Genomic DNA, 13,326 nt, shown 5'->3' with positions numbered 1-13,326 from the left:
AATAGGGGAGACACAATGAAAGATTTTATTGATGTACAAGAAAAACCAAGTTGGGGACAAATGTTGCCACTCAGCTTTCAACATTTATTTGCCATGTTTGGTTCTACGGTGCTCGTACCGTATTTATTAAAAGTCGACCCAGCAACGGCATTGTTTATGAATGGTATTGGTACCTTGATTTACCTATTTGTATGTGAGGGGAAAATTCCAGCCTACTTGGGATCTAGCTTTGCCTTTATAGCTCCTGTAGCATCGGTATTGGCTGCTGGGCTAGGCTATGAGGCGGCTAAAGGGGCCTTTGTAGTCTTTGGTATATCCTTTGTACTCTTATCTATTTTAGTACGCTATATCGGTATAAAATGGATTGATGTATTGTTTCCGCCGGCTGCGATGGGCGCTATTGTTGCTATCATCGGTTTGGAATTGGCCCCAGTGGCGATGTCTATGGCCGGTCTTATTGGGGATCAAACCTATGGCATGACGCATAGTCAAGCTATCACATTGTCTTTGTTTAGCCTTGGTGTTACTTTATTGGGGACGGTTGTATTCCGTGGATTCCTAGCAGTTATTCCCGTATTAATTGGTGTCGTAGCCGGTTACGTATTGGCTGCTTTTATGGGCGTTGTAGACTTTAGTGGGGTAGAACAAGCCGCATGGTTCCAATTCCCTCACTTCTATGGTATGCCTGTATTTGATATCAATGCTATTATCATGATTATGCCCGCATTATTCGTAGTATTTGCAGAACATGTAGGCCATTTGGTGGTAACTAGCAATATCGTAAGTCGTGATTTGATGAAAGAACCAGGCCTTCAACGTTCTTTATTGGGTGATGGTTTAGCTAATATTTTATCTGGTTTGTTTGGTGCTACACCAAATACGACATATGGTGAAAATATCGGTGTATTAGCCATAACACGTTGCTTCAGCGTGTGGGTTATTGGTGGTGCTACTGTTCTTGCCATGATTGGATCCTTTGTTGGTAAATTTGCAGCATTGATTCATGCCATTCCTGTACCAGTAATGGGGGGCGTAAGTATCTTGTTATTTGGTATCATCGCAGCTTCTGGCTTACGTATGCTTGTAGAACGTAAAGTAGATTATACAAATCCTGTAAACATGATCTTAACATCAGTTATTCTTGTTGTAGGTCTTAGTGGTGCAGAGCTTGTAATTGGTCCTGTTGTGCTAAAAGGCATGGGCCTTGCTACTGTGGTAGGTATGGCATTAAGTATCATTATTTTGATTCTCAAGAAAACTGGTTTGGGTAATAGCCAAGTCAAATAATTGGTAAAATGCTAGAAGCTGTATTTCTTTGGTTGTCAAAAACGTATTTATGCTGAGGTGACTGATAGGAACTTTCAAAGAAGTGTTCTCTACCAGTCACTTGTGAGTAAGTAAAAAATATGTAAAACTGAATATATATTCTCCCTAGCCCGGTAATTCTATTAGGTAGTTTTGCTGGGCTATTGTATAATATAGGTATACTGTTTCCCATGAAAGGAGGGCATTAAATGGATAGTTATATCAGTTGGCTTGTAGCCGGCGTTATTATGATTGCCTTAGAGCTAGTGTTGCCAGGGGCAATTTTAGGTATCCTTGGCTATTGTGCCATGATGTGGGGCGTGTATGGCCTCATGGGCAAGGGTATGACTGCTATTTACACGGTAGGTGGCGTTACGGTAGTACTAGGCGTATTTTTGCTCTGGTTTATTAATCGATTCCCCGATACGTGGATTGGACGACATTTCACATTAGGCCAGCGATCCACAACGGATCAAGGCTATGTGTCCAATGAAATCCAGGAAAACCTTGTAGGCCAGATGGGGATTGCGCATTCGCCATTACGCCCAGCCGGCGTGGCCTTGATTGACGGTAACTATGTGGATGTCATCACAGAAGGGGACTTTGTGAAAGCAGGCACTGAAATTACAGTTGTTCAAGTGGTTGGTGGACGTAATATTGTACGACCGACTAATAAATAATTGTGCAGGCCTCTTCAGTTTTTGCCGAGAAATCTGGTTGCATCGTAGCTATAGCTAGTTTGAAAATTTATGTAATCTAAGGCCTTGTGCCATTTAATAGATTAATGTGTATTTGTTTTGAAAAAGGAGATTACTATGGATAGTGAAATCTTATTTATCCTCATCTTGTTTGGTGCATTCCTTGCAGTGAGTCTATTCTTTTATTTTGTGCCAATCGGCCTTTGGATTTCCGCGTTGGCCGCAGGTGTTAACGTAGGTATCTTCACACTCGTAGGTATGCGTCTACGTCGTGTAAACCCATCTCAAATCGTATTGCCTTTAGTGAAAGCCAATAAAGCCGGTCTCGATGTAAACGTAAACCAATTGGAAGCCCATTATCTTGCTGGTGGTGACGTTAACCGCGTTGTGGATGCGTTAATCGCTGCTGAACGTGCGTCTATTCCATTGAGCTTTGAACGCTCCGCCGCTATCGACCTTGCTGGTCGTGACGTGCTAGAAGCCGTTCAAATGAGCGTTAATCCTAAAGTTATTGAAACTCCAATCATTTCTGCAGTAGCCAAAAATGGTATCGAATTAAAGGTTCGGGCTCGTGTAACGGTACGTGCTAATATCGATCGCCTCGTTGGTGGTGCTGGTGAATCCACAATCATCGCTCGTGTTGGCGAAGGTATTGTAACAACTGTAGGTTCTAGTGAACAACATACAGATGTGTTGGAAAATCCAGATCATATCTCCCGTACTGTATTGAGCAAAGGTCTTGATGCAGGTACAGCCTTTGAAATCTTGTCCATCGATATTGCGGACGTTGACGTAGGACGTAACATTGGTGCGCAACTTTTAACAGATCAAGCAGAAGCAGACAAAAATATCGCCCAAGCTCGTGCGGAAGAACGTCGTGCTATGGCAGTAGCGCAAGAACAAGAAATGCGTGCGTACACCCAAGAAATGCAAGCGAAAGTAGTAGAAGCACAAGCAGAAGTGCCGAAGGCACTTTCAGAAGCATTGCGTGAAGGCCACATGGGCGTGATGGATTATTACAACATGAACAATATTATGGCGGACACAAAAATGCGTGAAAGCCTCAGTGGTATATCTGAAGAAAAATAGGTGATCCTATGGATATGGCAATCGTCGTGATTCTATTCATTTTAGGATCTATGATTTTTGACAAGAAGAAAAAGAGATCTGGTCAAGACGATCAAGATTCCTATGATACTTACGAAAATTCAGAGAATCCAGGCCAATTCAACAAGCCTACGGGCCGCCCAATGACGTGGGAGGACATGGAACGAGAATATGGCATCAAGATAGAGCACGAATCTGGACAATCACCAAAGCAGCCTAATTACGATGTGACTGAGAATTATGAGGTGCTGCCCTCAAATACAGAGCAAGCGGAACGGGAACGTTTGGAAAGTATAGAACGTGAACGAGTTGAGCGGAAACGTTTAGAACAGCAACGACAAGAAGCTCAAGGAAAGAAAGAACGGGCTTTGCGTAAAGCGGAAGAAGCTAGAAAAACTGAAATACTTGCGTTGCAGGCGCAATTACAAAAAGTAGCCCAAAAACAATGCTCAGTTGAGAGTACTAGTCGTACTAATGTAGCAGCATTTCAACCATTAAGTATGCAACCTGGGCTCGACAAGTCACAGTTACGTCAGGCAATTGCTTGGTCGATTATTTTAGAAAAACCAAAAGCTTTGCAACACAATCGCGTACGGTAGTACTTTATCGAGTTGTGTTCTGCCAGGTTAGATACATTTAAATAACAAAGGTCCACTATATATCTTTTGGCTCCGAACGCCTTTGGCGTAAAGTCGCTGCAAAGATATATAGTGGACCTTTTTATAATATTAGATGTTCATTAGCCAATGCAGAACACATCTCGATATCGCATCTGCCATATCACAGATTGAAAAACTATTGTTGTCTTGAAGAATCAAAAGCAAAAATCTGTAGAATTGATTTATCAAAACAGGACTGTAAAGTTGAGCATCTGCGATGGGTGTAATTTGGACAAATGGAGGTTCCAAGAATGGTCGGATTGTTTTAGCGCTGTTTTTGTACGGAGAGATGATGTCCCTATATCTTTTCGCTCCGGAACGCCTATGGCGTAATGTCGCTACAAAGATATAGGGACATCATTAGATAGATTTTGTGTGGAGGTGACTGATAGGGTACATTAGGGGGATTGTAATTGGGATAGGGCTATCGGCATAATGAAGGTATGAAGTGTGCTTGTATTTGTAACTATAGTAGCTCAGCCTGGTAAATGATATGGTTGAATCTCATTAGATTAGGAGAATCAAAACAGGATGAGCAGATTAACTCATTCGCGGAGGTGTATGATGGCTTATCATGGCAAGATTGAGATTTCTCAAAAGAAATTACAGGATTTGTATGAAGGTCAAGGTCTATCTGTATCAGAGGTGGCAGAGTATTTTGGATGTAGCACAGATACGATATTGCGACGTATTAAAAAGTATGGTATTAAACAACGTCCTTGGCCGTATGAATTGCCAATGCAAGAACTATCAGTCTTATATGAACGAGAGAAATGGAGTATTTATAAACTAGCTAGTAAGTATCATTGCTCTCATACAACCATTGCTAATAGAATACGGGCTAATGGAGGGGAGCTTACATGTAATCGGGAGAAAAGGGGGAGCACTGTTGAGGTTACGGCAGAGGTTATTGATACAATTAAACGTGCTTATGCTAGTGGTAATAGTGCTGAGTTTATTAGCAAATCATTGGGGCTTTCAAAATGGCGGGTACTACAAATTGTGAGAACTAATGGTGGTTGTGTGCGCAATATAGGAACCCAAAAGTCCCTACCTATGAAGCATGTAACCTATTTATATACACGACATCAATTATCGACAGTAGATATTGGAAATATCTATGGTGTACAGGGCACCACAGTGGCAAATCGCTTGCGTGAGGCTGGGGTGGAATTGCGAGGAGCTAGAAATATGTAAAATATATTGAAATAGTGTGTGTCCATTATAAATTACAAAAACGTCTTGTTATAGACTCTATGATTTATTGTTGGTCCTAATGTTAGAAATTCTGTAAAATCATTGATAAGATAGGCTCATTCAAAGTATACTAAAGTATAGAATACATTGTTGTTGTTGAAAGGAGCCTATAGGTATCCCATGGAGTTATTATTTTTATTATTACCATTTTTCTTGCTAGGCCTCGCCGTAGCAGGTATTTCTCGTATTTCAGGCGTAGCTATGTCTATGATCATCGTACCAGCTCTGTTAATTTGGGGAGCAACGCCACTTGATGTGATTTCTTTTATGTTGTTATTTGTGTTGTACAACAATTTCACGGTGGCAACACAAAATGTGCGATTGGATTTCAAAAGTTTAACATTCTTCCCTAAATGGAAGGCCTTGATTCCAGTGTTGATTACGTTAGCATTAACATTTACCTGGCCTGCCGCAGGGGTAGCATTCTTTATTGCTTGCTTTATCCTTGAAATTAGTGCCGTTGTGTACAAAGGTATTCCTAGTGCAGAGCGACCAGCAACAAGTGAGGTAACTACTCATATTGTGTTGGCTAGTGTGTTAGCAGCGGTAGGTGCATTATTAGTTCCATTTATTTCCAACGATATTTACTTTGGTCTAGCTGGGTTAGCTATTTTGGTCCTTACTGGGTTTGCTTGGTACGCTGGCGAACATCGTGATGCATTCCGCGGTACTTGGGGTTACATTTGGACAATATTTAACTTCTTTCTTGGTGCCTTCGGGGTGGAAGCGTCCTATTATCCATCCGGTTTGACTCGTACATTTACGAGCAAATTGGACTCCATGATTCCAATTATTACTGTCGTAGCAGGATTTGCTGGTATTATGGTGGTGTTTACGACACAGGAAATGTTCTCCATTCCTGCCTTTGTGGCGGCTCTTGGAGCGGCCATCGGTGTTCGTCTGTTTGGTGTATACGAGTTCTCAAAACGTGGTAGTTTCTCATACTTGGCTATCGCTGTTGCCGTATTGGCAGTGATTAGCTTGTATTTAGTATCTCCAGTTCCATTTGGGTTTGAGCAATTTAATACGCTATTAGAGGCGCCAGCTCAATAAATACTTTCATTAGTTTGTATGCAAGAGGAGTATTATGCAAAAATATTCATTCCATTATGGTGAGGGGTTCCTCGATTTCTCCGTTGATGAAAGCCAAGTAATCGGCGAATTGCACATGGCTGAAACGCCTGTTCTTGATAATGTAGAGGAAAAAATCCTCGCAGCATTGGACAATCCAATCGATTCCAAACCGCTCAAGGATTTGGTGAAAGCTGGCGATACAGTATGTATCATTGCCAACGATACAACACGCGTTGCCAACACATATGTGTTTATGCCATTGTTGTTGAATTACTTGAATGCCCAAGGTATTCCTGATGAAAACATCAAAATCTTGTTTGCCCTTGGTACGCATCGTGATATGCCATATGAAGAAATGGTTAGCGAAGTAGGCGAAGAGGTAGCTCGCCGTGTAAAAATGTACAATTCCTCCTGTAAAAAATCTGAAGATTTTGTACATTTAGGTGAAACTTCCTTCGGTACGCCAGTAGAAGTTAACAAACATGCCGTAGAAGCTGATGTGCTTATCGCTACAGGTTCTGTAGTTCATCATTTCTTTGCAGGGTTCGGTGGCGGTCGTAAAGCCGTACTACCTGGTGTAGCATCCTTTGATTGTGTACGTAAAAACCACAGCTTGATGTTAAATCCAGAAGCCATGATTGGCCAATTGGAAGGTAATCCGATTTATGACGATCAAATAGAAGGTGTGGCTATGTGCCCTCCAACATTCTTGTTGAACGTTGTATTGAATGGTGAAAAAGAATTCACTGGCATTTTTGCGGGTAACTATATTACAGCTCATAAAGCAGCTTGTGATTTCGTTAACAAACAAAATGGTGTAGAAATCGGAGAAGAAGCGGATATCGTTATCGCTACATGCGGTGGTTTCCCTAAAGATATCAATATCTACCAAAGCCAAAAAACTATGGATAACGCAGTGAAAGCCGTTAAACAAGGTGGCGTAGTTATCTTGCTTGCGGAATGTCGTGAAGGTTCTGGATCTCCAGTATTTGACGAAACAGTTAAAACACACGATACATTGCAATCCATTGAAGATTCCGTACGTGCTGATTTCCAAATCGGTCGTCATAAAGCCTATGCGGTTACACGCTTGATGAAGAAAGCCGATTTCTATTTGTTGTCTAAAATTGATGATGAATTCGCTAAGACTGCATTCTTTACGCCTGTGCATAGCATGGAAGAAGCACTTGAAAAAGCGTATGCGAAAATGGGCAAAGATGCTAAAATCATCTTGATGCCACACGGTTCTTACACAGTTCCTATCCTTAAAACTAAATAACAAGGGGGAAAGGCCCCGACTATATCTTCTCGCTCCGGAACGCCTCCGACGTAATGTCGCTGCGAAGATATAGTCGGGGCCTTTCTGCGTTAAAAATAAGTGAAAACTAGAATGTCTTGCAAGATAGTGGATAAAAATGGTTTACATTACTAAATGATAGTGCTAAAAAGTAATTAAATTTAATGTGTTTTTTGCAATAGGTAAATGAGTTTTACTTATAAGGGAACATGGATACTGTAAGAGAAACTAAATTATGTATTGTGAGAGCACGAGTTGTAATTGTGAAGTTCTTTGTGAGAGGAGAATGACAATGAAAAAACGTGTATTAAGTGCTTTAGTGGCGACAGCAGTGGTAGGTGTGACTACTGCATTCGCGGCAAATCCATTTTCTGATGTGACTCCAGATAGCTGGGCATACCAATCGGTATCTCAGTTGGCATCTGTGGGGATTATCAATGGCTATCCTGATGGAACTTTCAAAGGGCAAAACAATATTACCCGTTATGAAATGGCTCAAATGGTAGCGAAAGCAATGGCAAATCAAGATCGCGCTAATGCGGAACAACAAGCGATGATTAATCGTTTGGCAGATGAATTTGCTAGTGAATTGAATAACCTTGGTGTGAGGGTTGCTGCTTTGGAAAATAAAGTAGGCAATGTTAAGGCTACTGGTGATGTTCGTTTGCGTTTTGTAGGCTCTGAAAAGGGCGACAACAAAGTATACAATGCGTATGGTAAACATTCTAGATTTGACCTTCGTGGACGTGTACAATTTAATGCTACTGTAAATGATAAAACATCTGCTGTGATTCGTGTGTCATCAGATGATATTGAGTTTGGTAATTCTAATGGCACAGGTGATGCACGTATTGATTTAGCCTATGTGGCACATCAAGTAGGCAAAGCTACTGTGATTGGTGGGCGATTCCCATTAACTATTGGTGGTGGCTTGATGTATGATGATGCATTTGATGGGGTTGGTATTGTAGCTGGTAATAACCACGTAAGTACTGTTGTGGGTTATGGTTCCATGGTAGAAGGTACAATGCATGATGCAGCGTTAAATGCTAATCAAAATGCCCGCGTGACGTTGGTACAAGCACAAGTTGGTAATCTTGATAAAAATCAATCCATTGGTGGTTACTACATCTTTATGAATGTGACTTGGGCAACTTCTACCGTGCCGAATTGAATTACTCCTTCTAAGAATAGGATTTTATTTATTCTATAAATTAATACAGTTTTGTATGAATGATAAAGATTTATATTACTTCTTTTGCATATACTGTTGAATGACTTCTCACATTCAGCATACATAAGTGATACTTCTTTTTCTATCATTTATTACTAGAATAACAGTTCATAATATACTTTTTAGAGATACACTGGCTAGGGTTACTAGCTGGTGTATCTTTTTTATTATTGTCTTTAGACTGGTTCGCGATGTAATCGCGAATCATAAAACCAACCGCTATGCGAGTGCGGAAACGATAGTTATACTAAAAAATCACCTCTGAATCGTTATATAATGAAGGTGTTCAAGCCGAATTATATGCAAATGAAGAGGTGATTTCTATGGCGACAAAGGCACAAAGCCTAGCGCACACGAGATAGTTATGTAAATACCATATCGTATTTACTCCTAAGTATAGACGTAAAGCTATATTTAATCAATATCGAGAAAGTATTGGAGAAATACTTAGACGATTATGTGATTACAAAGGAGTTACTATAATTGAAGGACATCTAATGATCGACCATGTTCATATGTTAGTGACGATTCCACCAAAAATATCAGTGTCGAGTTTTATGGGATATTTGAAGGGTAAAAGTGCTCTGATGATATTTGATAAGCACGCCAATTTAAAGTATAAATATGGAAATAGACACTTTTGGGCTGAGGGATATTATATATCAACAGTAGGACTAAATGAGGCTACAATTAAAAAGTATATCACTGAGCAGGAAATACATGACAAGATGTCGGATAAAATTAGTATTAAAGAATATGAGGACCCTTTTAAGGGTGGCAAGTAGACAATATGCCCTTTAGGGGTTAGCTAAAGTAGCAAGAGCAATGTGGATTGAACGAAGTGAAAGCCAGCGTCTTAAGGCGCTGGCCGGTAACTCAGGCTTATAGTCTGTGAGCAAACCACCCGTTAGACGGGTGGTCATGATGAAAGTACAGATGGTTTTTTATCCTCAATAGTAGCATCATATCTTTGTAATTGCTGAGATAGTTGATTTATTACATAGGTTTCTGAGGATAATAGATTTATAATAGATGTATTGATATATCAGACATCAGACATCAGAAAAGAGTGAAATTATGAGTACAGATACAAAACATAGTAAATCAGGAAAAGAGACAAACGGTTTGAAAGCAACAAAACCAAAAAGAACTGTGAAATTCACAAAAACGATGAAGCCAAGTGCCATCGATGTGGACGAATCTACCTTAGATCCGAGCATTGAGATTGAAACACGACCATTTCCACCGTATTTACCTGAAAAGGCTACGGTTATGTTAATGGGAACATTCCCACCAAAATCAGAAAAGAGAGTTATGGAATTCCATTATCCAAACTTTCAAAATGATATGTGGCGTGTGTATGGGTTAGTATTTTTCGATGACAAGGACCATTTTAGAAAAGGTGAGAAAAAGGCCTTTGATCCAGAGAAAATCAAGGCGTTCCTCAGCGAACGTGGTATTGCCTCTTGTCCGACCGTAGTGCGCGCCATTCGTGAAAAGGGCAATGCGTCCGATGCATTTTTAAAGGTAGTGGAACCCGTTCATTTGGATGAGGTGCTAGCAACGATTCCAAATTGCAAACATATTGCCACAACTGGTGGCAAGGCGACAGAGGTATTATTAGGATTGTTGCCTGAAAAGGTGAAATTACCAAAGACTGGGGAGACTATCTCTTATAATTACAAATGCCATGAACTCACATTGACTCGCTTGCCATCAACATCACGGGCATTTCCTATGAGCCTTATTAACAAAGCCTCGGCATATCGAGCATTCTTCGAAATGGCTGGTGTGATTTGAGAGTAGAAAATGCTTTTATATTTAAGATTAGAATTAGCAATTTAATAAAATGATTTCATAGATAAAACGTTTTTAACAAAGGGCTTTTTGATGAATTTTTGTGCTATACTTTTGAATTGGAGATAGTAGCACAGAACTATACTCTAAGGCCCTCTGTTTTATTTCATGACAAACAAACCTCAGTAAAGTACCTAGAACCGACCTATATGGCGGGTACGAAGATTTAGCTTTCACTAACAAGGAGTTTGACATGACAGTTACAATGTTAAAAGGAAAAATTCATAGAGCAACCGTGACACAAGCGGCGCTCGATTATGTAGGGAGTATTACGATAGATGAAGAACTATTGAATGCATCCGGAATTTTGGAGTATGAACAAGTTCATATTGTGGACGTGAATAATGGTCAAAGGTTTACGACCTATACTATTGCCGGTGAGCCTGGCAGTGGCGTGATATGCCTCAATGGGGCAGCAGCGCGTTGCGTGAGCACTGGTGACAAAATCATTATCATGTGTTATGCACAATATGACGCAGATGAAGCAAAAACAGAACACCCTCAAGTCGTATTTGTAGATGAGAATAACAAGATTAGCCGTATTACGAATTATGAAAAACACGGACGATTGATGGACCAATAATACGTTTATTTGATGTGAACCTCGCGGAGCGCACTAGGATGAATCCTCGTGCAGGACCTCGCGGAGGAATCCACTCTGTAATAATGTATTGGACTAAGATCAGTAGTAGTATCGATTGTTTTGAAATACAGTGGGCAAGTATAGGCTATCTTCTGTATCTATAGTAGACGGAGGAGAAATAAAATGAATATTGTATATACCATTGATGCGGTGCGTGAGCAGGTGAAAGCTTGGAAACAAGCTGGTTTGAGTGTTGGCTATGTGCCAACTATGGGATTTTTACACGAAGGACATGCGTCGTTGATGAAGCAAGCTCGTCAAGATAATGACAAGGTGGTGGTATCCATCTTTGTGAATCCGACGCAGTTTGGACCAACGGAAGATCTCGATTCTTATCCACGGGATTTGGACCATGATAGTGACTTATGTGAAAGTATGGGGGTGGATTTGATTTTCCATCCTGAGCCTAGCGAAATGTATGTGGATCCAAAGGCCTATGTGAATATTGTAGGCCTGTCGGACCACTTATGTGGTGCCACTCGCCCCATCCATTTCAAAGGCGTGTGTACGGTGGTGAGTAAATTCTTTAACATCGTCACACCAGACCGTGCGTACTTTGGGCAAAAGGATGCGCAACAACTTGCCATCATCCGCAAAATGGTATGTGATTTAAATATACCTGTTACCATCGTAGGGGTACCTATTGTACGTGAACAGGACGGATTGGCGAAATCCTCAAGAAATACCTATTTGAATGATGCAGAACGTAAGGCAGCTACTGTATTGTATAAATCAGTTCTGTCTGGGCAGACGTATTTACAAGAACAGGCGAAAACATCGCCTAATATAGTCGTGTCATCACAATCTGTGTTGGATGTGATGACAGCAGTCATTAATGAAGAACCGCTAGCTAAGATTGATTATGTATCCGTCGTAGATGCGTTGACGATGGAGCCAGTGGAAACGATTGATCGAGATGTACTTGTGGCTATGGCAGTGTACATTGGTAAGACTCGTTTGATTGATAACTTTAGCTATGCTGTCGATAGAGCTGGGAATGCCCATGAGATGAGTATTCATGGTGCTACCAATACTGTGAATGCCAATGATGAGCAGGCAGTTAATGCTAGCGTTAACAAGTAGGAGGTACTTATGAGATACCTTCAACTGATTAATGCATTCACCGCGCGCTATGTGACAGTGATTATTTTACTATTTTCAGGTATGGCTTTTGTCATGCCTCAGTACTTTGGGTGGGCCGTACAATATACGGTATTTTTCCTAGGTGCGGCTATGTTTGGTATGGGGCTCAACATCAAGGCAAAGGATTTTGCTATTGTGTTGACGAGACCAAAGGACATTGCTATCGGCGTATTGGCTCAATATTCCATTATGCCTGTTAGCGCATTGATAATTTGTAACTTGTTTCAATTGCCACCAGATATTGCTATCGGCGTTATTTTGGTTGGCTGCTGCCCTGGTGGTACGGCGAGTAATGTTATTACCTATATCGCCCGTGGTGATGTGTCCCTATCTGTAGGGATGACCATTGCCTCTACATTATTGGCGCCATTGGTAACACCTCTATTGGTGTATACTCTCGGTGGTCAATGGGTAGATGTACAATTAGTGCCTATGATGATATCCGTGGTAAAAGTAGTCTTATTGCCCGTATTACTTGGTATCTTAATACAATCCATGGGGCAACATCGGGTGGATCGCATTAGACCGATTAGTCCACTCATTTCCATGATTGCCATCGTGCTCATCATCGCTGGGATTATTGCGGTGAACCGAGATATAATTCTTATGAGCGGATTGCTTACATTGGGTGTTGTGTGCCTTCATAATTTAATGGGTCTAGGTGTTGGTTTGATCGTAAGCAGAGCATGCGGTTTGAATTATGAAAAAACAACAGCTCTAGCTATCGAGGTAGGGATGCAAAATAGTGGACTTGCTGTGGCACTTGCGACTGCTAATTTTGCTATGAATCCATTGGCTACACTAGCCGGCGCTATCTTTAGTGTATGGCATAATATGTCTGGTGCTGTATTTGCCAATATTAGACGCCGAAAATATGAAGAAGACTATGAACAAACCAATGTCGTTGAGGCTTAAAAAACATTGACTCGCAATGAGTTTGTGGAAATTTTGAAAGCTAGCCTTTAATTTCACAGAGTATAGCTATAATATAAGTAAATAGTTAGTATAAACTAGCGCATATACATGTTTGATTGACACGTATATGCGCTAGT

The 13,326-nt window shown here is 40.8% G+C and carries 13 protein-coding genes; all 13 read left to right on the top strand.

What is annotated here, in order from left to right; genetic code table 11:
* Window positions 1-15 precede the first annotated feature (15 nt).
* The 13 genes from uraA (at window position 16) to RVY80_RS00810 (ending at window position 13,189) form a co-directional block, all read left to right on the top strand.
* Window positions 16-1,287, top strand: coding sequence for a uracil permease (gene uraA, locus RVY80_RS00870; protein ID WP_295188890.1), 1,272 nt, complete (start codon window positions 16-18; stop codon window positions 1,285-1,287).
* A 227-nt stretch (window positions 1,288-1,514) separates the two neighbouring features.
* Window positions 1,515-1,985, top strand: coding sequence for an NfeD family protein (locus tag RVY80_RS00865; protein WP_295188888.1), 471 nt, complete (start codon window positions 1,515-1,517; stop codon window positions 1,983-1,985).
* A gap of 135 nt (window positions 1,986-2,120) precedes the next feature.
* Window positions 2,121-3,092: a flotillin-like protein FloA gene (gene floA, locus RVY80_RS00860; RefSeq protein ID WP_295188886.1), complete on the top strand. Its 972-nt coding sequence runs from the start codon at window positions 2,121-2,123 to the stop codon at window positions 3,090-3,092.
* A gap of 14 nt (window positions 3,093-3,106) precedes the next feature.
* A complete protein-coding gene (locus tag RVY80_RS00855) occupies window positions 3,107-3,709 on the top strand; it encodes a hypothetical protein (protein ID WP_295188884.1) in 603 nt (200 codons plus the stop codon).
* Between the two features lie 624 nt (window positions 3,710-4,333).
* On the top strand, window positions 4,334-4,966 hold the full coding sequence (locus RVY80_RS00850; protein ID WP_295192912.1) for a sortase: 633 nt from the start codon (window positions 4,334-4,336) through the stop codon (window positions 4,964-4,966).
* Window positions 4,967-5,146: 180 nt separating this feature from the next.
* On the top strand, window positions 5,147-6,079 hold the full coding sequence (locus RVY80_RS00845) for a hypothetical protein (RefSeq protein WP_317329254.1): 933 nt from the start codon (window positions 5,147-5,149) through the stop codon (window positions 6,077-6,079).
* A 34-nt stretch (window positions 6,080-6,113) separates the two neighbouring features.
* A complete protein-coding gene (locus tag RVY80_RS00840) occupies window positions 6,114-7,379 on the top strand; it encodes a nickel-dependent lactate racemase family protein (protein ID WP_317329253.1) in 1,266 nt (421 codons plus the stop codon).
* A 310-nt stretch (window positions 7,380-7,689) separates the two neighbouring features.
* Window positions 7,690-8,571 (top strand): S-layer homology domain-containing protein, encoded by an 882-nt coding sequence (locus RVY80_RS00835; RefSeq protein WP_317329252.1) that lies wholly within the window; start codon window positions 7,690-7,692, stop codon window positions 8,569-8,571.
* Between the two features lie 437 nt (window positions 8,572-9,008).
* Entirely contained in the window at window positions 9,009-9,416 is a 408-nt protein-coding gene (gene tnpA, locus RVY80_RS00830; RefSeq protein WP_317329381.1) for an IS200/IS605 family transposase, read from the top strand.
* Window positions 9,417-9,801: 385 nt separating this feature from the next.
* The gene (locus RVY80_RS00825; RefSeq protein WP_317329379.1) at window positions 9,802-10,431 is read left to right on the top strand and encodes a DNA glycosylase; all 630 of its coding nucleotides are present in this window, start codon (window positions 9,802-9,804) and stop codon (window positions 10,429-10,431) included.
* A gap of 250 nt (window positions 10,432-10,681) precedes the next feature.
* A complete protein-coding gene (panD, locus tag RVY80_RS00820) occupies window positions 10,682-11,071 on the top strand; it encodes an aspartate 1-decarboxylase (protein WP_295188869.1) in 390 nt (129 codons plus the stop codon).
* 183 nt (window positions 11,072-11,254) lie between these two features.
* Window positions 11,255-12,214: a pantoate--beta-alanine ligase gene (gene panC / locus RVY80_RS00815; protein ID WP_295188857.1), complete on the top strand. Its 960-nt coding sequence runs from the start codon at window positions 11,255-11,257 to the stop codon at window positions 12,212-12,214.
* Window positions 12,215-12,223: 9 nt separating this feature from the next.
* Window positions 12,224-13,189, top strand: a complete 966-nt coding sequence (locus RVY80_RS00810) for a bile acid:sodium symporter family protein (protein ID WP_317329251.1) — start codon at window positions 12,224-12,226, stop codon at window positions 13,187-13,189.
* Window positions 13,190-13,326 lie beyond the last annotated feature (137 nt).

This window comes from Veillonella absiana, from assembly GCF_032970865.1.
GTDB lineage: Bacteria > Bacillota > Negativicutes > Veillonellales > Veillonellaceae > Veillonella > Veillonella absiana.
This window is presented reverse-complemented; position numbering and strand designations above follow the sequence as displayed.